The sequence below is a fragment of the Sodalis sp. C49 genome (assembly GCF_046352915.1).
In the GTDB taxonomy this organism is placed as follows: Bacteria; Pseudomonadota; Gammaproteobacteria; order Enterobacterales; family Enterobacteriaceae; genus Acerihabitans.
In genome coordinates this window covers 551,719-577,255 of sequence record NZ_CP163303.1, presented here as the reverse complement: position 1 = coordinate 577,255, position 25,537 = coordinate 551,719, and the positions used below count along the sequence as shown (strand labels likewise).

General features: G+C 59.2%; 20 protein-coding genes. 8 read left to right on the top strand and 12 right to left on the bottom strand.

Annotation, left to right across the window (positions count from 1 at the left end):
• Positions 1-3 precede the first annotated feature (3 nt).
• A complete protein-coding gene (locus ABUK12_RS02515) occupies positions 4-2,160 on the top strand; it encodes a glycogen debranching N-terminal domain-containing protein (protein WP_410014810.1) in 2,157 nt (718 codons plus the stop codon).
• Positions 2,161-2,211: 51 nt separating this feature from the next.
• Here ABUK12_RS02515 and ABUK12_RS02510 read toward each other — a convergent pair whose 3' ends face one another.
• From ABUK12_RS02510 to ABUK12_RS02500, 3 genes are all read right to left on the bottom strand, one after another.
• Positions 2,212-3,756, bottom strand: a complete 1,545-nt coding sequence (locus ABUK12_RS02510; protein WP_410014809.1) for a methyl-accepting chemotaxis protein — start codon at positions 3,754-3,756, stop codon at positions 2,212-2,214.
• Positions 3,757-4,157: 401 nt separating this feature from the next.
• Positions 4,158-5,699 carry an MFS transporter gene (locus ABUK12_RS02505; RefSeq protein ID WP_410014808.1) on the bottom strand — a complete coding sequence of 514 codons (1,542 nt, stop codon included), beginning with the start codon at positions 5,697-5,699 and terminating at the stop codon, positions 4,158-4,160.
• Positions 5,700-5,820: 121 nt separating this feature from the next.
• Complete coding sequence (locus tag ABUK12_RS02500; RefSeq protein ID WP_410014807.1) at positions 5,821-6,732, bottom strand: LysR family transcriptional regulator; 912 nt, start codon at positions 6,730-6,732, stop codon at positions 5,821-5,823.
• A 199-nt stretch (positions 6,733-6,931) separates the two neighbouring features.
• Here ABUK12_RS02500 and ABUK12_RS02495 point away from each other — a divergent pair, with 199 nt between their 5' ends.
• Both ABUK12_RS02495 and ABUK12_RS02490 read left to right on the top strand, forming a co-directional pair.
• On the top strand, positions 6,932-8,113 hold the full coding sequence (locus ABUK12_RS02495; RefSeq protein ID WP_410014806.1) for an epoxide hydrolase family protein: 1,182 nt from the start codon (positions 6,932-6,934) through the stop codon (positions 8,111-8,113).
• A 91-nt stretch (positions 8,114-8,204) separates the two neighbouring features.
• Positions 8,205-8,855, top strand: a complete 651-nt coding sequence (locus ABUK12_RS02490; RefSeq protein ID WP_410014805.1) for a glutathione S-transferase family protein — start codon at positions 8,205-8,207, stop codon at positions 8,853-8,855.
• 129 nt (positions 8,856-8,984) lie between these two features.
• Here ABUK12_RS02490 and ABUK12_RS02485 read toward each other — a convergent pair whose 3' ends face one another.
• The gene (locus ABUK12_RS02485; protein ID WP_410014804.1) at positions 8,985-9,641 is read right to left on the bottom strand and encodes a GntR family transcriptional regulator; all 657 of its coding nucleotides are present in this window, start codon (positions 9,639-9,641) and stop codon (positions 8,985-8,987) included.
• 213 nt (positions 9,642-9,854) lie between these two features.
• A complete protein-coding gene (locus tag ABUK12_RS02480) occupies positions 9,855-10,739 on the bottom strand; it encodes a transporter substrate-binding domain-containing protein (protein WP_410014803.1) in 885 nt (294 codons plus the stop codon).
• Positions 10,740-10,946: 207 nt separating this feature from the next.
• Here ABUK12_RS02480 and ABUK12_RS02475 point away from each other — a divergent pair, with 207 nt between their 5' ends.
• Positions 10,947-12,383 carry a flavin monoamine oxidase family protein gene (locus ABUK12_RS02475; protein WP_410014802.1) on the top strand — a complete coding sequence of 479 codons (1,437 nt, stop codon included), beginning with the start codon at positions 10,947-10,949 and terminating at the stop codon, positions 12,381-12,383.
• A gap of 415 nt (positions 12,384-12,798) precedes the next feature.
• Here the strand turns inward: ABUK12_RS02475 and ABUK12_RS02470 are convergent, their stop codons facing one another.
• From ABUK12_RS02470 to ABUK12_RS02450, 5 genes are all read right to left on the bottom strand, one after another.
• The gene (locus tag ABUK12_RS02470; RefSeq protein WP_410014801.1) at positions 12,799-13,779 is read right to left on the bottom strand and encodes a dihydrodipicolinate synthase family protein; all 981 of its coding nucleotides are present in this window, start codon (positions 13,777-13,779) and stop codon (positions 12,799-12,801) included.
• Between the two features lie 60 nt (positions 13,780-13,839).
• Complete coding sequence (locus ABUK12_RS02465; protein WP_410014800.1) at positions 13,840-14,748, bottom strand: dihydrodipicolinate synthase family protein; 909 nt, start codon at positions 14,746-14,748, stop codon at positions 13,840-13,842.
• Positions 14,749-14,772: 24 nt separating this feature from the next.
• Positions 14,773-15,834, bottom strand: coding sequence for a proline racemase family protein (locus tag ABUK12_RS02460; RefSeq protein ID WP_410014799.1), 1,062 nt, complete (start codon positions 15,832-15,834; stop codon positions 14,773-14,775).
• Complete coding sequence (locus tag ABUK12_RS02455; RefSeq protein ID WP_410014798.1) at positions 15,824-16,939, bottom strand: mandelate racemase/muconate lactonizing enzyme family protein; 1,116 nt, start codon at positions 16,937-16,939, stop codon at positions 15,824-15,826. The genes ABUK12_RS02460 and ABUK12_RS02455 overlap by 11 nt, the downstream gene beginning before the upstream one ends.
• A gap of 84 nt (positions 16,940-17,023) precedes the next feature.
• A complete protein-coding gene (locus ABUK12_RS02450; RefSeq protein WP_410014797.1) occupies positions 17,024-18,244 on the bottom strand; it encodes a D-arabinono-1,4-lactone oxidase in 1,221 nt (406 codons plus the stop codon).
• 141 nt (positions 18,245-18,385) lie between these two features.
• On the opposite strand from ABUK12_RS02450, the gene ABUK12_RS02445 reads away from it, so the two are divergent.
• From ABUK12_RS02445 to ABUK12_RS02430, 4 genes are all read left to right on the top strand, one after another.
• The gene (locus ABUK12_RS02445; protein ID WP_410014796.1) at positions 18,386-19,324 is read left to right on the top strand and encodes an amino acid ABC transporter permease; all 939 of its coding nucleotides are present in this window, start codon (positions 18,386-18,388) and stop codon (positions 19,322-19,324) included.
• Positions 19,325-19,326: 2 nt separating this feature from the next.
• Positions 19,327-20,118 (top strand): amino acid ABC transporter ATP-binding protein, encoded by a 792-nt coding sequence (locus ABUK12_RS02440; protein ID WP_410014795.1) that lies wholly within the window; start codon positions 19,327-19,329, stop codon positions 20,116-20,118.
• A gap of 19 nt (positions 20,119-20,137) precedes the next feature.
• Positions 20,138-21,610 (top strand): aldehyde dehydrogenase, encoded by a 1,473-nt coding sequence (locus ABUK12_RS02435; RefSeq protein WP_410014794.1) that lies wholly within the window; start codon positions 20,138-20,140, stop codon positions 21,608-21,610.
• A gap of 62 nt (positions 21,611-21,672) precedes the next feature.
• Entirely contained in the window at positions 21,673-23,256 is a 1,584-nt protein-coding gene (locus tag ABUK12_RS02430) for an aldehyde dehydrogenase (NADP(+)) (protein WP_410014793.1), read from the top strand.
• 169 nt (positions 23,257-23,425) lie between these two features.
• Here ABUK12_RS02430 and ABUK12_RS02425 read toward each other — a convergent pair whose 3' ends face one another.
• Positions 23,426-24,472 (bottom strand): proline racemase family protein, encoded by a 1,047-nt coding sequence (locus tag ABUK12_RS02425; RefSeq protein ID WP_410014792.1) that lies wholly within the window; start codon positions 24,470-24,472, stop codon positions 23,426-23,428.
• On the bottom strand, positions 24,469-25,524 hold the full coding sequence (locus ABUK12_RS02420; RefSeq protein ID WP_410014791.1) for a proline racemase family protein: 1,056 nt from the start codon (positions 25,522-25,524) through the stop codon (positions 24,469-24,471). Before ABUK12_RS02420 ends, ABUK12_RS02425 begins: the two co-directional genes overlap by 4 nt.
• Positions 25,525-25,537 lie beyond the last annotated feature (13 nt).

The following is a 25,537-nucleotide window of genomic DNA, read 5'->3' as shown; positions in this document are numbered from 1 at the left end:
GCCATGGAAAATCAGCCCCGCTCATCCTGCGACGTGCAGGAACAATCCCTGCACACGGAAGCGAAACGTCCCTCGCTGTATGTCCTTAAGGAAGGCGACAGCTTTCTGGTGACCGATGACTTCGGCGATATCACCGGCCGGAGCGACGGACTCTTTACCGATGATACCCGCCTCTTGTCCGGACTAGGACTGACTATTGGCGATAATGTGCAGCCGGCGTTTCTCTCCTCGACCGTCAGCCGCGACAACGTATTCTTTACCGCGCATCTGACCAACCCGCCGCTGACGGTAGACGGCCAAACCTTGCCCGCCAACGCGCTGCATATCGAACGCACCTGTTTTTTGTGGCAAAACCGCTTGTATCTGCGCATCGCCATCCGCAATTACAGCGAATACGCGCTGAGTCTGCCGGTCGGCCTGCGTTTCGCTACCGATTTTCGCGACATCTTTGAGATTCGCGGAGCCCGGCGGCCGTTGCGCGGCAGCACGCTGGCGCAACAGCCCATTGAACAGGGCGTCGCCCTGGCCTATCAGGGACTGGACGCGGTTCGCCGGCAAACCGCGCTGACGTTTTCACCGCAGCCGGAGGCCTTGGGCGAAGGCCTGGCGCGCTTTCAGGCACCCTTGCCGCCCCATGGCCACTGGCAATTGCTGATGGAAGCCGGCCGGCAAGCCAGTATCCCGACCGCCGGCCGTTTCCGGCGCGGCGCGGTGGAGGCGAGACGCAAGATGCGCCAGCGCCGGCGCCGGGGGGCGCAACTGACGTGCTCCCAGCCGCTGTTCCAGGCCTGGCTCGACAAAGCGCGCGCCGATTTGGCATTGCTGACCAGCGATTTGCCCACCGGCCCGTATCCTTATGCCGGTATTCCCTGGTTTTCCACGCCGTTCGGACGCGATGCCATCATCACCGCCCTGCAAACGCTTTGGATCGATCCGGCCCTGGCCAAAGGCGTGCTGGCCTATCTGGCCGGCCATCAGGCGGCGGAAGCGTCCACCTTCCGGGATGCCCAACCGGGCAAGATCATGCACGAGACCCGCAAGGGCGAGATGACCGCCACCAATGAGCTGCCGTTCGGGTTTTATTATGGCGGAGTGGATACCACGCCGCTGTTTATCATGCTGGCCGGCGCCTGGTATAAGCGCACCGGGGACGAGGCGTTTATCAGCCGGATCTGGCCGCAGCTGACCGCCGCCATCGCCTGGATAGAATCCAGGCTGGATGCCAGCCCGCTCGGGCTGCTCGACTACCAGCGCGGGGAGCGCAGCGGGCTGGCGAACCAGGGCTGGAAAGACAGCCATGATTCGGTGTCCCATGCCGACGGACGGCTGGCCGAAGGCCCTATCGCGCTGGTGGAGGTGCAGGGCTATGCCTGGCGCGCGCTGCTGGACATGGCGAGCATGGCGGCCAGACGGGGCGAGGCGGAACCCGCCGGGCGCTGGCGCGAACGGGCGGAACGGTTGCGCCAGACCGTAGAGCAGCGGTTCTGGCTGCAGGAGCGCCGTTTTTATGCTTTGGCGTTGGACGGCGCCGGCCGGCCCTGCCAGGTGGAGGCATCCAATGCCGGCCATCTGCTGTACGTCGGCCTGCCGGACCATCAACGCGCATCCCAGGTGATCCGCCGGCTGCTGTCGCCCGCCTTCAACACCGGCTGGGGCATTCGCACGCTGTCCGGCGAAGCGGCCCGCTTCAATCCGATGTCATATCACAACGGCTCGGTATGGCCCCATGATGTCGGTTTGTGCGCGGCCGGCCTGGCGCGCTACGGCGAACGCCAGGGCACGGCGGCACTATTAAGCAATCTGTTCGAAGCGGCCCTGGCGTTTTCCCTGCGTCTGCCCGAGCTGTTTTGCGGTTTTTCCCGCGCGGCAAGCGAGCAGCCCATCGTCTATCCGGTGGCGTGCCAGCCGCAGTCATGGGCTTCAGGTGCGGTATTCATGCTGCTGCAAGCCACGTTGGGACTGGAAATCGACGCCGACCGCCGCCGGATCCGCGTCAACCGTCCCGCATTGCCGGACGGCGTGGACCGCCTGACGGTGGATGACTTGCCCCTTGGGGAAGGCAGGGTATCGCTGGAATTCCGCCGGGTTGGAGGCCGCACCGTCGCTTTCCTGCAACAGCAAGACGGCATCGACGGAGTCACGCTACAATTCAATCAATAACCACGATGCCCGGCTCGCATCGAGACCGGGCATTGTCGTCTCTTACGGAAATTACCTGCCAGTATTAAAAAAGGCCACGGTTTCGGTCAGCCTACGGGTTTGCTCTTCCAGGCCACTTGCCGCTACCACCGCCTGCTGCACAAGCACGGAGTTCTGGTGCGTCACCGCATCGATTTGCACAACGGCTTCGTTAACATGGCTAATGGCTTTGCTTTGTTCATCCGTGGCGTAGGAAATTTGCGACATAATATCCGAAACCCGCTGCACGGCCTCTATCATGTCGTCGATATTGCTCCCGGCCTTTTTGATCTGTGTGGAGCCGCTGTTGACGCGAGCCATGGACTCTTCCACCAGCCCTTTTATCTCCTGCGCCGCCTGAGAGCAGCGTAACGCCAGGCTGCGCACCTCGCCGGCGACCACGGCGAAACCCCTGCCTTGCTCACCGGCCCTGGCCGCTTCCACCGCCGCATTCAGGGCAAGGATATTGGTCTGAAAAGCGATACCGTTTACCACTTCAATAATACTGGCTATTTTGATGGCGCTTTCAGAAATACCGGTCATGGTGTCATTCACGCTCTGCATCATCACGCCGCCGCGAGAAGCAATATCCACCGCGCCGCGGGCCAGTTCGCGCGCTTGCCCCGAATTCTCCGCATTTTGTTTTACGGCGGCGGTAATCTCTTCCATGCTGGAGGAGGTTCTTTCCAGCGATATAGCCTGCTGCTCGGAATGAGCGACTATCTCCTGATTTCCGGCGACGATATCATGGGTGCTGGCGTTGATGATATCAGCGCCATCGCGGATCTCTTCAATAACCGTGGTGAGTTGTTTGCGCATAACACCCATTTCATATATCAGGCTTGAGCTGTCACTGGTTTTTTTATCCACCGCGTGGGAAAGATCGCCTGAAGCAATCCGGGCGGCGACTTCAACGGCATAGCGCGGCTCGCCGCCCAGGGTTCGCAATATCCCCCGGTTGATCACATAGACGAGCAACGAGAGCAGAATGCTGATGGTAACGAATTCAACGATATTCTGATAAAGCGAAACCAGAAATGCCTCGTCGATATCATCAACATACAGGCCGGTCGTGATGATCCAGCCCCAGGGCGACCACGGAATGCTGTAGGCGATTTTCGGCTGAGGTTTCGTCTCGCCCGGACGGGGGAAAACATAGGCGGTATAACCGGCATTATTGTCCCTGGTAACGGCCACCATGTCTCTGAAAATATAGGCCCCGTTGGCATCAGCGATGTCAGACCCTTTGCCAATCAGCATTGCATTGATGGGGTGCATGATGACCTGCGCCTGGGTATTCAAAATCGTGAAATACCCCGAGTTACCATAACGCAGATTCTTGATGGTCTGGAGTGCGCGCTGTTGCGCTTCCGCTTGTGAGATCAATCCTTTGTCAGCAAGATCGGCCTGCATTTTCACTACGCTCTGGGCCAGTTGCGAGACATCCTGTATCGCATTTTTCCGCAGTGTCAGTTGGTCTTGTTTAATCGTCACCGAGCCAAAAAATAACGTTCCGGCCAGGCACACCAACGCGACGACGAGCGGGAGCCATAGTTTATGGGCAAGTGATAATTTCATGGCATGATTCCCTGTGGTTTTATATGGCTGGCAACGCATCGTGCCCCGGAAGTCGGACTGCGCCTTCATATGTTTATCGGAAATAAAAAAAAACAAATTAATCGTTAAAAGTGATATAGAGACGTAATATGTTAATTTTTTGCTATAAGCGAATTAACTGTCTAATAATTAATGATATATTTTCGACCAGGTAATTAACGCGTTGATTTATTTAGATGTAAACACGCGCGTGATCACACTAATAATGGGCAAAGCGTGGGAAGAACGCAGGCTTGTTTGATTGCTGGGAAGCTGCGCCACAGCGGGAATAACCGGGGGCTGCGAAGCATGATGATTAACTGCGGGAAGCCCCCGCGGGAGCGGAAACCGGGGGCTAAGACCCTGCAACCCGCGGCGGGCCGTTATTCCGTCAGCGTCCGATCCGGGCACGGCGTTCCCGCGTCCCGGGGTGAAAGCAGGATAAATACCGAGACCGCGGCGGCCAGGGTGACGGTCATCAATACATAGAGCAGCATGGTGAATGCGGTGTCATAGGCCATGGTCAGGGCATCGCGTCCCAGAGGGGCGAGCATGCGCGTTGCCTGATCGAGGTTGCCGGTAGCGAGCTGGCGCGACGCCTCGACGAGAGGCTGATGTGCGCCATCGCCGGCGCCCGCCCGTGTCACCGCCAAGAACACAAAAGCCGATAGCAGCGCATTCACCATGGCCAAGGCGATACCTTCACTGGCCACCTTGGTGGTGTTGAAGATGCCACTGGCCATACCGGCCTGGTCCCGCGGCACGACGGTCACCGACAGGCCGTCCATCAGGCCCCAGGGAATACCGGTCCCAAGGCCGATAACCAGCAGCGGGCCGGTCAACGCCAGCATTGAGCCGCCGGATCCGACCCGGCTCAGCCAGAACAACCCGCCGGCGGCGACGAACAGGCCTGCGCTTGCCAGCCAGCTTGCGGGTATCGTCCGGGCAAGGATGGCGGCGCCGGCGGGAACGATAAGCATGGGCGCGGAAAGCGCAAGCATCAGCAGACCGGTTTGTATTTCGCTGTAACCCTCCACGCCGATGAAACGCATGGGGAGCACGATAAGCAGGACGACATACGCATAGCAGGTTGCGATGGGCAGGATCTGAACGCCGACGAATCTTCCGTAGCGGAACAGGGAGAGTTCGAGCAGCGGTTGTTTAATGCGGGTCTCTATCATTGCGAAGAGGGCAAACGCGGCGATGGACAGGGCAAACGCGCCGAGCACTATCGCCGCGGACCAGCCGCGATCGGGCGCTTCGTTCAGCCCGAGCGTCAGGAAACCGAGCGCGGCGACAAAAGCCACGGCGCCGGCGCTGTCGAAGCGGGAACTGCCCGGATTGCGCGTTTCTTTCATCACGCCTTGGGCGATAACCAGGGCAATCACGTCCAGGATCGTGCCCGTCAGGAAGATTGAGCGCCAGCCGAAATGTTCTATCAGGCTGCCGGAAACGATCGGCCCCAGGGCAAGGCCGATGCCGAACGTGGTGCCGATCATACTGAACGCCCGGGTCTGCGCATGGCCGGTAAACTCCTGCGCCAGCGCGGCCGAGCCGCCGGCCAGGGCCGCGGCGGCTCCCGCCCCCTGCAGCGCGCGCAACAGGTTCAGCGTAGTGATATCAGGTGCAAAATCGAGCGCAAGGGAGCCCATGGCGAACAGCGCGGCCCCGCCCATAAAAACGCGCTTTCTGCCGTAAACATCCGCCAGTGCGCCTGCGGGAAGCATAAAGCTGCCGAAGGTGAGCATAAAACTATTGGTGATCCAGTTAAGTTGGGCGGCGCTTGCCGAGAACTCAATCCCGATGGTATGCGTGGCCAGCGCCGCGCCGGTAAAGCTGAGCGGCAGGGCCAATGCCGCCAGGCAAACGGCAAACAGCACCAGCGGGCCGCTGCGGGCGTACGAAGACGCCGGGCTTGATGACATGATAAACACCTCGTATGAAAGGGACGATATTGTCCTTCACCGCGACGATAGGCGTTGTTGATTCGGGGATAAATACCGGCAGCGGCGCAGCTGTGTCTCCGGTGGGGAGACAATCACGCGCTTATTCCGCGGTCGCCGAACGCATAAGATCGGCCAGGTGCTCGAGTACCACGCGCGTTTTCAGCGGCATTCGCCGGCCAAGGGGGAGAAGCGCATGCACCGGGGGTCCCTCAATGGATGCCGCCGGCAGCACCCGCCGCAGTTCGCCGCAGGCGACATAGGGATCCCCGACGCGGTCAAAAACCTGCGCAATGCCAAGCCCGCCCCTGGCGGCATCCACCAGCGACCTGCCGTCGGACACAATGGCGCTGATATTGGGGGAAAATTCCCGCACGCGGCCCTCGTCAAAGATATGCCATTGTCTGAGCTTGCCGGAGGCAGAACGGAAAATAACCGCTTCGTGGCGCATCAGATCGCTGACGGAACGGATTGAGGGCCGGCCGTCGAGATAGGCCGGCGCGGCATACAGGCACAGGCGCAGGCCACAAAGTTTTCTCACGGTCATTTCACCGTCCGCCGGCAGTTCTCCCACCCGCACCACGATATCCCATCCTTCGCCCACGGCATCAGTGGCCTTATCGGTAAGTGAAATATCCAGGGTCACCAGGGGATAACGCGCACGAAGCGCGGGAAGCGAGGGAAGAATAAATCCGCCGAACCCCACGGGAATGTCCAGTCTGACCCGGCCGGCGGGATGGTCGCGGCGGGCGGCCAATGCCGTTTCCGCTTCGTGTAAACCGCCTAATGCCGCACGGGCCGCGTCAAGATAGGTATTGCCATCCTCGGTCAAGGTTACCGATCGGGTGGTTCGCTGAAAAAGCTTGGTCCCGAGGCGCGCCTCCAGGCGCTGCACCGCTTTACCCACGTTTGCCTTGCTGGTTCCCAGCTGTTCGGCCGCCCGGGTAAAGCTTGCATGCTGGGCCACGGCCACAAAGGCGGCGATATCCTGCAGTGAAGGAGAAGATTGCGTCATGATTGATCTTCCGGAAACGATAACGTCCTAAATTAGGGTATCGCCGTCGTTTAGTAAATGGTTATCCCAACGGCATTGTCGCTCCCGGAGCTACAGAGCGTCGCTTTTGTCGGCGTTTATTTCCCCGGCGCGGCCGGTTATGTTTTGCGTCATCGAAACGCCGCGCGTCTGCCGGCGATCGCCTTAACGGAGTCCTGTTATGCAAAACATCACTGAAAGCGAGCTGAACACTACCCTTTCGCCTTTCGTTATCAACATCCCCCAGCCAGTGCTGGACGACTTAAAGCGCCGCCTGGACGCGACCCGGTTTCCCGAACGGGAAACCGTACCCGATGCTTCCCAGGGGCCGCAGTTGGCGCGGGTCAGGGAACTCATCGAATACTGGCGCACGCAGTATGACTGGCGCCGCGTGGAGCAACGCCTGAACCGGTATCCCCAGTTCAAAACGGAAATCGATGGGCTCGGCATTCATTTCCTGCACGTCCGATCCCGTCACCCGCATGCGATACCGCTGATCATAACCCACGGCTGGCCGGGTTCGGTGCTGGAATTCCTGGATACCATCGACTTGCTGGTCGATCCCACTGCGCACGGCGGCCGGGCGGAAGATGCCTTCCATCTCGTTATTCCCTCCCTCCCCGGCTATGGCTTTTCAGACAAGCCGGCCGAGACCGGCTGGAACCGGGACCGTATCGCCAAAGCCTGGCATGAACTGATGCACAGGCTGGGCTACGCCGAATATGTGGCCCAGGGCGGCGATTGGGGCAGTCATATCACCATTGCAATGGCCCGGCTTGAACTCCCCGGCTTGCGCGCCATCCATACCAACCTGCCGCTGGTGGCGCCGAAAGAAAAGCCGGCGAACCCGACGCCTGATGAACAGCGAGTGTTTGATCAGCTTGACGCGTTCGCTCGGGATGGCTCCGGCTATTATTGGGAAATGGTCACGCGGCCCCAGACTATCGGCTATGCCCTGGCGGATTCCCCCGCCGGACAGTTAAGCTGGATTTACGAAAAATTCGAGTCTTGGTCGGACTGCGACGGCGACCCGGTGAGCGCCTTTGGTTACGATAAAATCCTCGACGATGTGACCTGGTACTGGGTAACCAACTCGGGCGCTTCTTCTGCGCGCATGTATGCCGAACATCCGCACCTGGATTTCTACTCGCTGCCGGTGCGGATCCCGGTCGGCGTATCGGTATTCCCGCGCGAGATCTGGACCGCGCCGCAATCCTGGGCGCAGCAAACCTATCCGAACCTTATCTATTGGAATAAAACGACGCGCGGCGGCCATTTCGCGGCGTTCGAACAGCCGCGGATCTTCGCGGATGAAATACGCGCGGCCTTTCGCAGCCTGCGCCCGGCGCACGCGCCCCGCTGAGCAAGACCGGGTTTTGCCTCACGGCCCGTTTATCCGGCACGCGGGCAACCCTATACATCCCATAACGCCGCAACTATCCTAGGATCACCCAATGAAACTGTATATCGCTGATAAAACCTGCTCTGAAGCCGTCCAGATTATCGCCAACGAACTCGGCCTCGAGCCTGAGCTTATTCACTTCGACGTGGTCGGCAAATCCACCTCGAACGGCGATGATTTTACCCAGCTCAATCCCATGCAATACGTTCCTCTGCTGGTTATCGATGAAGAAGAACATCATCCGATTTCCGAAACAATCGTGATTATTTCCTACCTCGCCGACCAGTATCCCGCGGCCGGACTGATCCCGTTACGCGGCACGCTTGAGCGCGTCAGGTACGACCAGCTCCTGGTGTTTATCGCCACCGAAATCGCCCAGAAACATATCCCGCTGATGCGCAAACTGATGACGGAACAAGGCATTGCCTGGACCAGCGGCAAAATCGCCGCGGCCTACAGCATCCTCGATGACCGTCTTGCCGACGGCCGCGCTTTTCTGACCGGCGAGACGATGACGGTGGCGGATGCCTATCTCTGGGCCACATTCTGGGGCGATCGCTCAGGGGTCGACATCAGCCACCTGAAAAACGTGGCGAGCTGGAAAGATCGGATGGACGCACGGCCATCGGTGCAAAAGGCGCTCAGCGACGAGAAACGCCTTGTCAGCGCGCACCGCGCCGCGCTGACCGCACCGGCGGAATAAGGCAAGAGACCCACTTCGCCGTGGTCCAGGCACGGCGTAACCCTTATATTCGCGCCGGCCCGCGGGCCACGAGCACGGCGCGGCGCGCCGGCGAATTACGAGGAAAGATAACCAGGGCGGCGGCGGAAATCAGCCCGCCCAGTCACTCATTAAATGGCTCAGATGATCAGTCATCAATTGAGTGGTTAATTCACCATCCCCGGATAACATGGCATCAAGGATAGGTTGATGCTCTTGCGCGGATTTTACCAGCCCGCCACTTTCACGCAGCGCCTTGAGACCATACTGACGGGACTGATCGCGCAGGTTTTCCACAATGGTCACCAAGGGTTCATTTTCGAGCAGCGACAGCAGGCCAAGATGGAACTGGCGATCCATTTCCAGATAACCCGCAATATTCCCTTCCTTGGCATACCCCACCATGTCGGAGGCAATATGTGAAAACTCCTCCCGGCGCGCTTCCACCCGCGGCCTGAGCCTAGCAAGTTTGGCCATCGACGGCACTTCAAGCAATAACCGCAGCTCATAGACGTTATGACGCTCTTTATCGCTGAAATGCACCACGCGAAAACCGCGATTACGCACCGTTTCCATCAATCCCTGGTTAACCAGCGTCAGCATGGCCTCGCGAACCGGGCTATTGGAAACGCCTAATTCTTCGGCCAAGGCCGAGGCGGAATAAATTTGGCCCGGCGCCAGATCGCCGGAAACCAGACGCAATTTCAAAATGGACAGCGCCTGATCGCGCAGATTGGCTTGCCGCAGTATAGGATGTTCCTGTTCCATATAAACCTCAGACTGACATCTTAGTAGTCGATAACATGCTACATTTTAGCCCGAATGAAGGTTCTACTCAATATAGATTCTATTTTCTTATGACCCGGCCGCTAAATTGTTGCTCACCCGTGGCGGTAACAGGGCGATGACATAACATTTCCTTATTATAATAAGTAATAGTTATCTGCCTAATCGTTAAACTTCCCATCCCTGGGAGCCACGTCAGAAACTGTATTTAGGCGGCGTTGACCCTTCCTGGTAAATTTCCGCGCTTTTGACGGCACCGAAGGCGGTATCGTTCTTTTCCAGGATCTTGGCGTATTCGCCGTTCTGAATCAAACGATCGTAGGCGGCTTTCAATGCTTGCAGCAATTGAGCCGAATTCGCGTTGCGCGCCACCGCCGTCGCGGTCGGTCCCCCGCCAATTTCACCCGAGGCGCTAAGTCCCGCATCGACGCGTATCGATTCCTGCGCCCCGCCGCGGTTAATCAACACGCCGTCGACCCGGCCGCTGTTAAGGGCCAGCACGGCATTATTAATGGATGGAAATGCGCTGACCACAGACGCCTTGTCCGTACATTTCAGCGCGGCGGAGTTGAGCGTGGCCAGCTCAGCGGAACCGGCCATGGCGCCGACTTTATGGCCGCAAATATCAGCCAGCGCCTTGGCCTGGAAAGGCTGGCCTTTTTTCACCAGGAAAGTGCTGTAATCCTGCCAGTTAGTCACAAAATCAGCGACTTTTAATCGTTCCGTCGTGACATAGAACTCGCCATAGGAGATATCGTATTTATTCGATTGCAAGCCGGCCAGCGCGGTGGCGAAAGGGATCAGGCGAATATCGGCCTTCAGACCCAATATGGTGGCAACCGATTGCGCGAGATCGACATCCATCCCCTTAAGCACGCCGCCTTCTTTATAAGCCAAGGGTTTTCCGGTGTCCGGAACGGCGATGCGCAGTTCGCCGGCGTCCTTTATCGATTGCGGCAGCTGTGCAGCCACGTCATCGGCCTTGGCAATCGCCTCCTGAGACCAGGCGCCGGCGGCGGGAAGCGCGCCTGCCGCCAGCGCGGCAATCAGGCACAAAAGTCGTGAATAATTGAATTTCATATAACTCTCCTGGGATGAATTAAGGGCGCGACGCGGGCTTGAACACTCACTGAACATTGACAATAGCGTGTTACACGTAATATATTACCCGTAACACTTAGCTGCTGCAAGCGCGATGTTTATCCCGCCGTCCGGGCCAGGGTCCTCCAGGAACATCCTCTGCGAGGCAAGTCAATTCAACACGTAAGCGATTGAGGTGAAATAAAAATGGTTAAACCGGAATTTGATGTTGTGATTATTGGCGGCGGCCCATCGGGCTTGTCGGCGGCCTGGGAGCTGAGGGACAAGAATATTCTGGTCCTGGAAAAATCGCATCGTCTTGGCGGACGTCTCTACTCGGTATCACGGGGAGACTATTGGCTGAATCTCGGCGGTCACTTGTTTCCACCGCCGGGATCGCATATGCGCAACATCCTTCATTCCATAGGCCTAGATATCATCAAGATCCCCGGCAATAAATTCGCGATTTATTGGGGCGGTAAAGTGTATAAGCCCAAAATGGTTTCCGCCCTGCCGCTGACCATGCCGATGACCCTGCGTGAGCGTTTCGCCCTGGCGACCAAAGGCATGCGGATTCTAAAGGCGGTGAAAGGCTGGCAAAAAGCGATGGCGCCGGTATATGGCGAAAGTAACCAGCGCCGCCGGGCGCGGGTCGCCAGCTATCTGTCGGATAAATCCTTTCGCGAATTTATGGGACCGCTGCCCAAACGGCTTGAAGCGCTTTTTCAATCTGCGGCCCGGCGCGCGGCGGCGGAAATGGAAGACCAGCACGCGGGGGTCGGCGTTTCGCTTTTTGGCGCCGTATGGGCCGGTAAAGGCGATGCCATGGCGCTTAATCTTAACGGGGGTTCAGGCCGTTTCGGCGAGGTGATGATGGAACTGCTGGGCGATCGCGTGCGCTATGACGCTACCGTGAAATCAGTGAGTAAAACCGGCGACCTGGTTACCGTGGTCTATGAAACCGACGGGCGTGAACATAGCGTAACCGCCGCGGAAGTGGTGGTGGCGGTGCCGGCTTACCAGGCATCGGACATGGTCCGCGATATACCCGATGATGTTCGCCAGACCCTGAAAAGCGTTCAGTACGGTCCGTTCCCCACCATGGGAATCATCACCGACGAGCCGGGCCCGATGCCCTATGACGATATCTATGCCATCACCACGCCGGATGCCTCGTTTGACATGTTTTTCAATCATGCCAATCCGCTGAGAACCGGCCCGCGCAAACCGGGCGGCAGCCTGATGGTTTATTCCGGCGGTACCCCGGCGCGCGAAATGCTTAAGCTGACCGATGATGAGATTCGTGATCGTTATCTTGCCGATATCTATAAAATGTTCCCGCAATTGCAGGGGCATGTGAAGGAAACCATTGTGCAACGCTGGGTGCCCGGCAATACGTATCGCCCGGCCGGGTTCAATTTTGCCCCCATGCTCGCCTACTGCGAACGCAACGACGTCAATATCCATTTTGCGGGCGACTACTTTGCCGAAATCGGCAATATGGAGATCGCCACCGGCTCCGGCCACGAAGCGGCGCGGCGCGCCCGCGTGCACCTGATGAGCCAGGCGCAAAAAAAGACGCAGCTGAGCATCGTCGAACGGGACCGTATCGCCACCGCCGGGCAGGTGAAGGAAAATGTCTGAATAAAGCCGCGCTCCCGTTTCGCATCGGCATTATTGGGGCGGGCGTGGCGGCAGAACCCCTGCCCGCGAGTTAACGCGGGTCGAAGGTGCGGTCGTCTGCGCCGTTTTCTGCCGTGACATGGACAAAGGGGCGGCCTTGGCGGCCGCTTTTTCAATACCGCAGGCCTGTCACCGCCTGGACGCAGGGCCCTGCCCTCAGTGAGGCCGATCGGGCGCAGGCCACGGTCAAGGTGGTGGATGCGCTTCACCGCCCGGCCGCCACGCGCCGTCTGCCGCAAGCACTATAGCGCCCCGCATGCCGGCTCCCGGTTTCCCCTAAAGCCGGCCCCACGTCAGCGTAAATAATCCCGTGGCGCGCAAAAAAAAGCGTGGTTTTTACTGCCAACCACGCTTGAATAGAGCGATTGAACACAACCTAAGCGGCTCGTTCCATGCCGTTTTTATAGCGCTGTACCGCGCCCGGCAATTGGCTCCATTCGGTATACCATTGATTGAACAAGCGGAATTGCGCCTCCACGTAGCCGCGCTGACTGTCGGTAAGCGCGTCGGTCCGATTGAAATGCAGCGCGTACTCTTTATTCCCCTTCAGCACCATCATATATTTGAAGAACAGCACCAGATCCGGACCGGCATCGAATGACGACAGAATCGCCAGCGCCTGTTCAAGCTCCTGCGCCCGTTGGCGCGCGTCGCTATCACCGGCCGCCGCCGCCTGAGAAAGATGACACAGATGCAGCACTTCTTCGGGCAGCACGTTGCCAATGCCGGTGATGGCGCCGGTGGCGCCACAGTTGACGAAGCCATGCACTACGGCGGTATCGACGCCAATCATCAGCGTAACGTCATCGTCGCGGCTGGTGATATTCTCCGCGGCGTAACGCAGGTCATCCATGCCCCCGAACTCTTTAAAACCGACCAGGTTGGCATGTTCGCCGCGCAAGGCGAAAAACAGATCGGCGCGGGTGGCGAAACCATAATAGGGACTGTTATAGATAACCGCCGGCAGCTCCGGCGCGGCGGCAAGGATGGCTTTAAAGTGTTCTTTTTGCGCCGCGATCACCGAACCGCGCGATAGCACCCGCGGAATAACCATCAGGCCTTTGGCCCCAACGCTCTGCGCGTGGGCGGCATGGGCCACCGCAGCGGCGGTATTCACCGCGCCGGTGCCGACGATGACCGGAATGCCGGCCTGGGTCAGGCGCTCCACCCCTTCCATGCGCTGCGCGTCGGTCAGCAATGGCCAGTCGCCCATCGAACCGCAATAGACCACCGCCGACATACCCGCGCCGATCAATTCCTGCGCTTTACGCACCAGGGCATCAAAATCGGGCTGCCTGGCCTGTGTGCAAGGCGTCATCAACGCCGGGATCACCCCGGAAAATATATCTGCTTTCATACTACCTCTCCAATGATGGTTCTTAACGGACGGCGTAACGGGATTGCCGGTGCCGTTGGGTTACCGGCGCGCCGCGCCGGTCAGCAATGCCGGATCTATGGCGGAAATGGCCTGCCTGAGCGCCGCTTTCTGCACGGTGGAATAAGGCGGAATCGGCGCGCGCACCGGCCCGACGCTCAGCCCCAGGATTTCACAGGCGGCCTTGATGCCGCTGTTGTAGCGGCCCGCGCCTAGCAGGCGGATCAGCGGATACACTTGCCGCCAGAGATCCGCAACCGCCTGGTCGTCGCCGCTTTCGCTCGCGCGCTGTAATTTCACCAGCCCCGGCGCCATAAAATTGCCGGTGCCCATCACCATGCCGGGCGCTTTCAGCATCAGCGCGGGCAGCATCAGCACGTCTTCGCCGTTGAAAAAAGTGATTTCATCGGCATGATCCATCAGCAGCGCGCTCATTTGCATGATGTTGGCCGACGAATCCTTGACGTATTTGACCTGCGGTATCTCCCTGGCCAGTTTTAGCAGGAAATCCACGTCGAGATGCAGACCAGTGGCCGGGGGAAAGTTGTAAGCGCAAATGGGCAGGCTGGTGGCCGCGGCGACTTCGGCGTAATACGCGAACGCCTCATCAAAACCGATGGGCTCATAGTAGGGGGTCGCCAGCATGATGGCGGTGGCGCCCACGCTTTCGGCGTGCCTGGAAAATGCAATGGCTTCCCGGGACGAGGTTGCGCCGGTATGGGCCAGTACCGTGGCCTTGCCAGCCGCCTGCTCGGCCACGATCGCGACTAAACGTAATCTCTCCTGGTGGGAAAGGACAGAAAACTCGCCGGTACCGCCGGCAGGAACAAAACCATCGACGCCGTCAGCGATATTTTGGTCTACGAGCTTGCGTAGCGCCGCTTCATCGATACCTTCACCGTCAGCGGTGAACGGCGTAACAATAGCGGACAGTACTCCCTTAAGGATCATAAGCTGAATCTCCATTGATAAAAGTCAGAGGGGCGGAAAACCATCGGCGAGCTCGTCTTCCGAGTCCGCCGCAATAGTCAGAAAGCCGTTGATATAGGCACGCCCGGTCAGCGCCGGCGTAATAAACGTACGCGGGCCGGCGCCGCGCACCTGCGCAGCCGTTACCGTAAAAGTGGAACCGATAATGCTCTGCGTGGTGACGGTATCCTGCGGCCGGACCTTGCCTTCGGTGACCAGTTTGGCGAACAGCGCGCTGGTCCCGGTACCGCAAGGAGAACGGTCTATAACGCCCGGCGGCGCCACCACCACGATTTTCGCCCGCAGGTGTTGCGCGGGATCGCAGCGGTAAAACAATACCTGATAGACATCCAGCGCCGCGCCGGTAAGCGGATCGGTGACGCCTTCCCTGGTATAGGCCTCGCGCAGCAGCCGGGCCAGGCGGACAATTTCAGTGGCGTTGTCGCGATCGAGCGACAGGCCGATGCTCTCGGCGGCCACAGAAATATAATAATCGCCGCCATAAAGCAGCTCGACCTGAACCAGACGGCCTTCCAGCCGGCATTCCCCCCGGCCGACCACAAAAGATTCAACGTTGGTAAGCGTTACGGTCGTGAATTTTTCGCCCTCACGCCTGGCCGTCACGCCAACCGGCCCCGCTGGCGTGCGAATGCGAAATGACGTGCTGTCCGCGCGCTCGCGCCACAGATTGGGCAAAAGATTCAGCTCGACTATCACCGAGGCGAAGCCAATCATGCAGTGTCCGCACATCGGCGGGTACGAACCGGGTTCCAGGATCACCGCCCCGATATCGCAGCCATCTTCCTGCGACATAATCGGCACTACGGCACAGGTGAGCCCGCCGCCGCGCGGCTCGTGCACTAGACGGCGCCGCCAGTGGTCGGCCCGGTCGCGCAGCCAGCGCCGCGCGCCGTCAACGGTTGCCGCCTGCGCGGGCAAATCAATACCCGAGAGCACGATGCGCGTCGGATTGCCGCCGGTGTGCGAATCCACCGCGAATATCACCTGCCGATCCCGGCGGCTAAGCCAATCGATGGCGCTTTGCGGCAAGGCGCGGTTATCGGCCATGGTTTTCCACCCGGAACAGCGGCGCGCCTAATGACCGGGCATCAACGGCGATCCCTAGTCCGGGCGCGGTGGGCGCTTTGCCCCGTCCCCGCACGGAGCGCGGGGCATAACCGGCGACATGCTCAAGCGTCCAGTCGTTGAAAAAGGAGGCGTGCATCAGCGCATCCGCGCGGGTACTGGCGGCAACGTGCGCTACTGCGGCGGTGGTCACATCGCCGCCCCAGACATCCTCAATACAAACCGTCATGCCTAAATCCTGCGCCTGGTCACGCATACGCACCGCGCCGGTGATGCCGCCTACCCGCGCCAGCTTGATATTGACCGAGACTGCGCCCGCGTCGTATTTCGCCCGGTACAGCTCCGCGGCATTGATCACCGACTCGTCCATCACCAGCGGCAGCGAACTCATGCGCTGCACCAGCGCGCAATCGGCGGTATCGCGGCAGGGTTGCTCGATAAAAATATTCAGGCCGGCCAGTTCCCGCACCGCGATCGCCGCCGACTGCAGATTCCAGCCGCCGTTGGCGTCGGCGACGATCGTCACATCATCGCGACAGGCTTCCACGACGCTGCGGGTCCGCGCGGCATCATCGAAAGGATCGTTGCCCACTTTCAGTTGAAAACGGCTGATGCCCGCCTCCCCGCGCATGCGCACAAAGGCGGCCATGTCGCCGGGGGATGACAGGGGCACCGCTTCATATAAAGGAAAATCCGGCTGGGTCACGCCGCCCAGCAGCGTGGCGATCGGCAGGTTCGCCATTTTGCCCAACACATCCCAACAGGCTATATCGATGGCGCTTTTGGCGCTGTTTTGACCCAGCAGGCAGGCATTCATGCGTTGATGGATGACCGCCAGGTTGGTGGGGTCCAGCCCCAGCAGCGCGGGCGCCATAAGGCAAATTCCCGCGCGCGTCCCTTCGGCGAAATCCGGCAGATAGGTGCCGCCGAGGGTGCAGCTTTCCCCCCAGCCTTCCAGCCCCTCATTGGTAATAATCCGCACCAGCGTGGATGCCTGTCGCTGAGCGGCGCGGCCTTGGGACATCACGTATTCGCCATGGGCGTAGGTCAGTTGATAGCCGTAAACTTCAATTGCCGCGATCTTCATTGTGCTCTCACTTATAGTGATTGGTTATGGGTAATATATTACATTCAACGTTAAGTCTGTCAATGCGCTTTTTCAAACACGGCGTTATGCAAACAGCTCGGCAAAATGCGGATTCAAAAACAGATCGAGCGGGTCCATCTGCCGGCGAATTTGTATAAAACGCGAGTAATCGGGGTAAAGTTCGCTCACCCGCCGGCGGTCGAGAAAGTGCAGCTTGCCCCAGTGCGGCCGGGCCGAAAGCGGTCGCAAAGTCTGATCCACCGCCTGCAAGAAGGGAAAATAATTGCTGCCTATGGCGCCTGAAACGGAGATGGACGTGCTGTCACGGCCGCTCTGCGGCGAAATATAGCCGGTATCGGCTTTCTGCCAGCGGACCTGCAGCGGCGAGATCTCATGGGGAAATCCGCTGCGCATCAGATATTGCATGCGTTCGACCGCCTCCCGCGCATCGGCGGCGTCCACCATGTACTCCAGTTCATGGAATTGCGCATCGGTAGTGCCATCGGGATAGATGCGATACGCCCGATCCGTGCGCCGATTCATTGCGCCCTGAGGGAGGTCGGGTCCATCGGCGGACACTTCCCGCAGCAGTTTGACAAAGCAGTGATCGGCCGGCACCTCGCCCAGTTGGTACATCTGGGCGGAATGCGCGCTGGGCATCCACCAAAAAGAAAAATGCCGGTATGCGCCGAGCAGGTAATCCCACTGGCGCAGCACCTCCGACATGGGCAGAATGATATTTTCCTCTTTTAGCCGGTAGGCTGGGACCAGTTGTAAACCGACGCGCACCACCGGCCCGAGCAAACCGAGCGAAACCTGGCCTGCGCGCAGATAATCAGCGGTTTCACCATCGATATCCACCACCTCCCCGAGCCCATTGACGATACGCAGGCTGACCACCTTTGATGACAGCGACCCAAAAGCGGTGCCCGAACCTTTGGTGCCGGTGGCGACGGCGCCGGCGATGGATTGCACGTCGATATCCCCCTGGTTTTCAAGCGACAGTCCCGCGGACCACAGCGGTTCGCCGAGGGCGGCAATGGAGGAACCCGCCGCGACCTGCGCCTGTTGATGCCCCTTATCGATGGCGATGACGCCGCTCAGCGCGCTGAGATCGAGCAATAAACCACCCGTGCGAACGATAGGCGTAAACGAGTGGCCGCTGCCGGCAACCCGCACAGGCTGTCCTTGGCTTACCGCCTGGCGAATGCCTGCGATTGCCTCCTCTTCGCTTCCCGGCCGAAAACAGTTGTCCACGGTGAAGGTTTGATTGCCACCCCAGTTGGTCCATTTGAATTGAGACATCGTCATCACTCCCATTTTTGCGCGATTGAACTTGACGGATAAAAACTAAACTAACATTATGTAAACGGCTACCGGTTATCGATTACCGTAAAGTCTCACATACATCCATAGCGAGTTTCAAGTATGTTTAGGGGAACGAAAGTGACACAGACACAATTGTTAAATCGGCAGGTAGTGGGAGACATCGGAGAACATCAGAGCATGCCCGTGGTGCCGTTGAAATATCATGGGCGTTGGATTGCGGCGGGACTTCTTATCATTGTGGCGGCGGGGTTGATCGTTTCACTTATCACCAATCCGCGTTATCAATGGCAGGTGGTTTCCCAATACCTTTTCGATGCTTCGATTCTCTCTGGCCTGATGGCAACCGTCTGGCTGACACTCGCCGCCATGAGCATCGGCGTGGTATTAGGTACGCTGCTCGCCCTGATGCGCATGTCAAAAAATCCGGTGCTCAACAGTATCTCCTTTATCTATTTATGGATGTTTCGCGGCACGCCGCTGCTGGTGCAACTGATATTTTGGTACAACCTGTCCGCGCTTTATCCGGAGATTACCATTGGTTTTCCGTTCGGGCCCAATCTAGGCACCTTTGACGCCAATCAGTACATTACGGTCTATGCCGCGGCGCTGCTTGGCCTGGGGCTGAATGAAGGAGCCTATATGTCCGAGATCGTGCGGGCGGGCTTGAATTCAGTGCCTGGCGGACAACGGGAAGCGGCGGAAGCGCTGGGCATGTCAAGCTTTCGCGTGATGGTGAAAATCATCCTGCCGCAGGCGATGCGCATTATCATTCCGCCAACCGGCAACCAGCTGATCGGCATGCTCAAGACCACTTCCCTCGTCAGCGTGATCGCCCTGCAGGAATTGCTCTACTCCGCGCAGCTCATCTATACCGCGAACTTCCAGACCATCCCGCTGCTGATTGTGGCCTCGCTATGGTATCTGGTGCTCACCTCTGTTCTTTGTGTGCTGCAGCACTATACCGAGAAGCATTTTTCCAAAAGCGATCATCATTCCCAGGCGCTGCCAGCGCCGGCGGACGAGAAACTTGACGATCACACAGTAAGGAATGCCTGACTATGCCTTTTTCCCCATCTTCCCCGCACGGACACCACTTTGCGGTAGTGGCGCGCGGCGTCGAGAAATCATATGGCCATCTGCCGGTGCTCAAGGGCATTGACCTGACCGTCGAATACGGCAACGTATGCTGCATCCTCGGACCTTCCGGATCGGGTAAAAGCACATTTCTACGCTGCATGAACCATCTTGAGCGTATTGAAAAGGGGTTATTGCAGGTCGGCGGCGAAACGGTCGGCTATCGCGAACACAACGGCAAGCTTTATGAGATGAAAAAGTCCGAAGTGGCCCGGCAACGGGCCGATATCGGCATGGTTTTCCAGAGCTTTAACCTGTTCCCCCATATGACGGTAATGGAAAACATCATTGAAGCGCCGATGCACGTCAAAAAAATCCGTAAATCACACGCCGTCGAACAGGCGATGGTGATGCTGTCCAAGGTGGGGCTGACCGGTAAGGCCAATGCCTATCCCCGTACGCTCTCCGGCGGCCAGCAGCAGCGCGTCGCCATTGCCCGCGCGCTGGCGATGAAGCCCAAATTGATGCTGTTTGACGAGCCGACCAGCGCCCTCGATCCCGAACTGGTCGGCGAAGTGCTGAGCGTCATGCGCGAACTGGCCGACGAGGGCATGACCATGATCGTCGTGACCCATGAGCTTGGTTTCGCCCGCGAAGTTTCCGACCATGTGGTCTTCATGGACAACGGCGTGGTGGTAGAGCAAGGCAACCCGACTGAATTTTTCAGCCATACCAAAAATGAACGCGCCAAAGCCTTTCTTGGCAAAGTGCTATAACATCCCTTCTGGAGTGCATATGATTGCTTTACCTGACACTGTACGGACCCGCGCTTTTATCAACGGCGAATATGTCGACGCTGAACACCAGCGGGTCTTCGATAACTTTAATCCCGCGACCGGTAAACTGCTCAACCAGATTGCCGCCTGCTCCGCCGCCGACGTTGATAAAGCGGTTAAGGCCGCCCGCGCCGCCTTTGAGCGCGGTGAATGGAGCCGCATGGAGCCGCGCGAGCGTAAGCGCATCCTGCATACTTTTGCCAATCTTATCGAACAACATGCCGCCGAGTTAGCCCTGCTGGATTCGCTGGATGCCGGCAAGCCGTTGGCGGATTGCGAAAATTTCGACCTACCCGATGTGGTCAACAACATTCGCTGGTATGCCGAAGCCATCGATAAGGTCTTCGGCAAGATATCGCCCACCGGCGCGGGCAACCTTGGCCTGATTATTCGTGAACCGGTGGGCGTGGTCGGCATGGTATTGCCATGGAACTTCCCTGCCGCCACCCTGTCATGGAAAATTTCGCCGGCGCTGGCGGCTGGCAACTCGCTGGTGATCAAGCCGGCGGAACTGGCCTCGCTGTCGACGATACGTATCGCCGGGCTGGCGCGGGAAGCGGGCATCCCCGCAGGCGTATTCAACGTGGTGCCCGGCTTAGGCCATATCGCCGGTAAAGCCTTAGGGCTGCATAACGATGTCGATGCGCTGACCTTCACCGGCTCAACAGAAATCGGCCGGCAGTTCCTGCGCTACGCCGCCGACAGCAACCTGAAGAAAGTGGTGCTGGAATGCGGCGGCAAAAGCCCGCAGATCGTCATGGCGGATATGGCGGAAGACCTGGACGCCATCGCCGAAAACCTGGCCAATGCGGCATTCTGGAATATGGGGCAAAACTGCACCTGCGGTTCGCGCATCCTGGTGCACTCCGCCATTAAAGAACCCTTTATGAAGGCTTTTATCCGGGCCGCGCAGGTATGGAAAACCGGCGACCCCACCGACCGCGCCACCAGGCTGGGGCCACTGATCGAGCCTGACGCGCTGGCGCGGGTATTGAGCGCCATCGCGCAGGCCCAACAGCAAGGCGCCACTGTGCTGCACGGCGGTAGCCAGGTGCGGCAGGATAGCGGCGGCTGGTTTGTCGAAGCCACGATTATTGATGGCGTCACGCCGGATATGGCCTTGGCCCGGGACGAAATCTTCGGTCCGGTGGTGGCGATCCTCACTTTCGACAGCGAGGAACAGGCGGTAAAAATCGCCAATGACTCCGCTTATGGCCTGGCGGCTACGGTATTTTCCAATGACATCAACATCGCCGTGCGCATGGCGCGTCAAATACAGGCCGGCACCGTGGCGGTTAACGGTTACGGTGAAGGCGATATCACCACGCCGTTTGGCGGCCTCAAAACCTCGGGATTCGGCGGCTATGACAAAGGATTCGAAGCCTTTGATCAATACACCCAAATGAAAACCATCTGGGTAACCCTCAGTTGACGCTGAACGCGGCACCGTCCGCCGGCGCTGATCTTATTTTCAACACGTATCAAGGTTCCGCTATGCAAATTCTGGGTGAAAACTTTATCCGCGGTGAACGCAGCCGGCAAAACAGCGTCACGCTGGCCAGTTATGATGCATTTACCGGCGAGGCGCTGCCCTACACTTTTTATCAAGCCACGGAGCAGGAAGCCGTCCAGGCCTGCCTGGCCGCCGAACAGGCTTTTCCAGCCTATCACAGCGCGCCTGCGCGTGACCGCGCCCTTTTTCTCGATGCCATTGCCGATAGGCTGGATGCGCTGGGCGATGAGTTTATCCAGCTGGCGATGCGGGAAACAGCGCTGCCTGAAGGCCGTATCCGCGGGGAGCGCGCGCGTACCAGCGGGCAAATACGGCTGTTTGCTTCCGTGCTGCGGCGCGGGGATTGCTTTGGCGCCCGTATCGATACCGCGCTACCGCAGCGCGCCCCGCTGCCGCGCCCCGATGTGCGTCAGATAAAACGGGGCATCGGGCCGGTGGCGGTGTTCGGCGCCAGTAACTTTCCCCTCGCATTCTCCACCGCCGGCGGCGATACCGCCTCCGCCCTGGCGGCGGGCTGTCCGGTAGTCATGAAAGCGCATAATGGCCATATGGGCACCGCCGATTGCGTGGCTAACGCCATCGTGCTCGCCGCCCGGCAAACCGGCATGCCTGCCGGAGTGTTCAATATGATTTATGGCGGCGATATCGGACAAGTCCTGGTGCGGCATCCGGCTATTCAGGCGGTGGGGTTTACCGGTTCGCTGAAAGGCGGCCGCGCGTTATATGATCTGGCCGCCGCGCGCCCCGATCCGATCCCCGTGTTTGCCGAAATGAGCAGCATTAACCCGATGATCCTGCTGCCCGGCGCGCTGGCGGCGCGCGGCGAGGGGATCGCCCGTGAGCTGACGGCTTCCGTGGTCGCCGGCTGCGGGCAATTTTGCACCAATCCAGGGTTGATAATCGGTATATCTTCGCCTGACTTCAGCGCTTTTTTGCAGATGATGCGGCAAAATATCCGGCGCAGCCCGCCGCAAACCATGCTCAACCGCGGCGTACTCGCCAGCTATGAAAACGGACTCGCGCAATTACATCAACACCAGGGCATCACCCATCTCGCCGGGGAGCCGCAGCAGGGTATGCAGGCGGTGCCCCAGCTGTTCCAGGCGCAATCCGGTTTGTTGACCACAGGCGATCCACTGTTGCAGGAAGAGGTTTTCGGGCCGGTGACCATCGCCGTCGCCGTGGCGGACCAGGCCGAGCTGACGCGGGCCCTGACGGGGCTGCGGGGGCAGTTGACCGCGACGCTGGTGGCGGAAACGGAAGATTTGCGCCATTTTGCCCATCTGGTTCCTTTACTGGAACGCAAAGCCGGCCGCCTGCTGTTAAATGCTTATCCCACCGGCGTCGAAGTCTGTGACGCCATGGTACACGGCGGCCCCTGGCCGGCGACCTCCGATGCCCGCGGTACCTCGGTGGGCACGCTGGCAATCGATCGTTTCCTGCGCCCGGTCTGCTATCAGGATTATCCGCAGGAATTACTGCCCGATGCGCTAAAAGATGACAACCCGCTGAATCTTTCGCGTTTGGTCAACGGCGTTTACACGCGCGAAAAAATCCGTGCGTAATCAGGTGGCGACGTAAGAAAAGATAACGCTTATCACGGTGCGCTGCGCCCCGAAGGCCAAATGATCTTCGGGGCGTTTTTTTTGATAACCGATACGCTTTGGCGTAACAGGCGCTGGCATAGGTGCGTTTGCCGCGTGGCAGGGCACCGCTATTCCTGTACATCCATTCCTAGGCGGTCCGGTTTGCCGGCGGCAACGCATCGCTGCCGTAGCCGACGCCGAAACCCTCGGCAAAAGGGTCTTCGGGATCAAGCAGGAAGGTCGATTGCGCAATAATATGGGCGCGGCCGCGTATTTTCGGGATAATGGCTTCGACATGGGGAGTCAGCTTCGTCGTCTCCTCGAAAGTACCCTCAAAGACTGAACCGATAATGCTTTCGTGCCGGAACCTGTCGCCTAGCCCCTGCTGGCGGCGATAAAAGCGCTGGGCCATGCGCGCCGACGTTCCCGTGCCGCCGGGAGATCGGTCAACGCCTGCTTCGCCGAAAAACACCAGGTTACGGTAGCTGCCGGCGCTGTTTTGCTCTTCGGTGAAAATCACCATCGGCACGTGGCAAGCCTTGCCGGTGGCGGGATCGATGATATGCAGATCGCGATTGACGCTATCGCGAATGGCGCGACCCGCGCTCACCAGTTGCTCCGCATACGCCGGTTGCACCGCCAGCCCCAAACTTGATGCGGCGACCAGCGCATAGTAATTCCCGCCGAAGACGATATCCAGGGTAACGGGACCGCGCGCCGGCAAGTCCACCACCTGGTCTGGGGCCACCATATAAGAGGCGACGTTTTGGATGGTGACCCCTTTCACCACGCCATTAGCGACCTCGACTTCCGCGGTGACCAGGCCGGCGGGGGTATCAAATGAGATGCGCGAAAGGGGTTCGGTCACCTCGACATACCCGTTTTCCACCATCACCGTTGCGGCGCCGATGGTTCCCGCGCCGCACATTAACGGCCACCCGCCGGTTTCGATAAAGACGATGCCAATGTCGGCCCGTGGATCGCAGGGCTGCATCAAGATGCTGCCGCACATTTCCGAACTCCCGCGCGGTTCATACATGAGTAGTTTCCTGATGGCGTCGTGATGCTCCATCAGATAGGCGCGCTTTTCGCTGATACGCGCGCCGGGAACGGGCGCGACGCCGCCGATAACCACCCGCGCGGGCGCGCCGGCGCTATGGGCATCAATCACGGAATACTGGACGCTTGACTTCATATGTGATCCTTACCGTCTGAAAAAACGGGACGCTTCGCATCCGCCGCATAGCCGACCCCAAATCCCTCCTGGAACGGATCCTCCGGATCGACAAAAAAGTTGCGCAGGCCAATAACAAACGCCCGCCCTGTGATAAGAGGTAGCACCATTTCTTTTCCAGCCACGATGTGTACGCCGGTCAGCTTGCCGGTGAAACGGGAGCCGATAATGCTTTCATGGACAAAGGTTTCATCCAATGCCAACGCACCCCGCGCATACAGCTGCGCCATGCGCGCCGATGTCCCCGTCCCGCCGGGAGAACGATCGACACCGGCTTCACCAAACAACACCAGATTTCGATGGGTGCCCGGATGCGAGCCAGGCCCGGTGAAAATCACGTTGGGGATCGGCGTCGCCCCCGTTTCCAATGGATGCCTGACGGCGAGGGTGGCGTTAGTGCTTTCCCGTACTTGCCGGCCAATCAACACCAGCCGTTCCGCACAGGCCGGGACCAACGCCAGATCGAAGCGGTCAGCGGGGACAATGACGTAAAAATTGCCGCCATAGGCAATATCGACATCGACACGACCCTGTCCGGGCACATCGATCTGGTGGTCCTTGACCGCGAGGTATGACGGCACATTAGAGAGCGAGACGCCCTGGACCGCGCCGTCTTTAAGAGCAATATGCGCCGTCACCAGACCGGCCGGCGTGTCAAATACGATCTGCGCGCGTGCGCCGGCCGCTTTAAACATGCCGGTCTCGATCAACGCGGTCGCCGCGCCGATGGTGCCTGCGCCGCACATGGTCAGCCAGCCGCCGCTTTCGATAAACACAATACCCACATCGGCGCGCGGATCGCAGGGCGCCATAATCAGGCTTCCGCTCATCTGTGAACCGCCGCGGGGTTCATACATCAGCAGCTTGCGCACATGATCATAGTGAGCAGCCAAGTACAGCCGCTTTTCATTCATGGTATTGCCCTTGGCTTGCGGGACGCCGCCGATCACAACCCGCGCTTGCGCTCCGGCGGCGTGCATATCAACAACAGAATAGTGAGATCTTGAATGCATCAGGTCTCCTGGG

Excerpts from the sequence above, each read along its gene's own strand:
- ABUK12_RS02455 (WP_410014798.1), bottom strand. The coding sequence starts at position 16,939 with ATGAAGATCGCGGCAATTGAAGTTTACGGCTATCAACTGACCTACGCC.
- ABUK12_RS02440 (WP_410014795.1), top strand. The coding sequence starts at position 19,327 with ATGCCTTTTTCCCCATCTTCCCCGCACGGACACCACTTTGCGGTAGTG.
- ABUK12_RS02490 (WP_410014805.1), top strand. The coding sequence starts at position 8,205 with ATGAAACTGTATATCGCTGATAAAACCTGCTCTGAAGCCGTCCAGATT.
- ABUK12_RS02500 (WP_410014807.1), bottom strand. The coding sequence starts at position 6,732 with ATGACGCAATCTTCTCCTTCACTGCAGGATATCGCCGCCTTTGTGGCC.
- ABUK12_RS02435 (WP_410014794.1), top strand. The coding sequence starts at position 20,138 with ATGATTGCTTTACCTGACACTGTACGGACCCGCGCTTTTATCAACGGC.
- ABUK12_RS02465 (WP_410014800.1), bottom strand. The coding sequence starts at position 14,748 with ATGATCCTTAAGGGAGTACTGTCCGCTATTGTTACGCCGTTCACCGCT.
- ABUK12_RS02480 (WP_410014803.1), bottom strand. The coding sequence starts at position 10,739 with ATGAAATTCAATTATTCACGACTTTTGTGCCTGATTGCCGCGCTGGCG.
- ABUK12_RS02450 (WP_410014797.1), bottom strand. The coding sequence starts at position 18,244 with ATGTCTCAATTCAAATGGACCAACTGGGGTGGCAATCAAACCTTCACC.
- ABUK12_RS02505 (WP_410014808.1), bottom strand. The coding sequence starts at position 5,699 with ATGTCATCAAGCCCGGCGTCTTCGTACGCCCGCAGCGGCCCGCTGGTG.
- ABUK12_RS02460 (WP_410014799.1), bottom strand. The coding sequence starts at position 15,834 with ATGGCCGATAACCGCGCCTTGCCGCAAAGCGCCATCGATTGGCTTAGC.
- ABUK12_RS02425 (WP_410014792.1), bottom strand. The coding sequence starts at position 24,472 with ATGAAGTCAAGCGTCCAGTATTCCGTGATTGATGCCCATAGCGCCGGC.
- ABUK12_RS02420 (WP_410014791.1), bottom strand. The coding sequence starts at position 25,524 with ATGCATTCAAGATCTCACTATTCTGTTGTTGATATGCACGCCGCCGGA.
- ABUK12_RS02470 (WP_410014801.1), bottom strand. The coding sequence starts at position 13,779 with ATGAAAGCAGATATATTTTCCGGGGTGATCCCGGCGTTGATGACGCCT.
- ABUK12_RS02485 (WP_410014804.1), bottom strand. The coding sequence starts at position 9,641 with ATGGAACAGGAACATCCTATACTGCGGCAAGCCAATCTGCGCGATCAG.
- ABUK12_RS02515 (WP_410014810.1), top strand. The coding sequence starts at position 4 with ATGGAAAATCAGCCCCGCTCATCCTGCGACGTGCAGGAACAATCCCTG.
- ABUK12_RS02475 (WP_410014802.1), top strand. The coding sequence starts at position 10,947 with ATGGTTAAACCGGAATTTGATGTTGTGATTATTGGCGGCGGCCCATCG.
- ABUK12_RS02510 (WP_410014809.1), bottom strand. The coding sequence starts at position 3,756 with ATGAAATTATCACTTGCCCATAAACTATGGCTCCCGCTCGTCGTCGCG.
- ABUK12_RS02430 (WP_410014793.1), top strand. The coding sequence starts at position 21,673 with ATGCAAATTCTGGGTGAAAACTTTATCCGCGGTGAACGCAGCCGGCAA.
- ABUK12_RS02495 (WP_410014806.1), top strand. The coding sequence starts at position 6,932 with ATGCAAAACATCACTGAAAGCGAGCTGAACACTACCCTTTCGCCTTTC.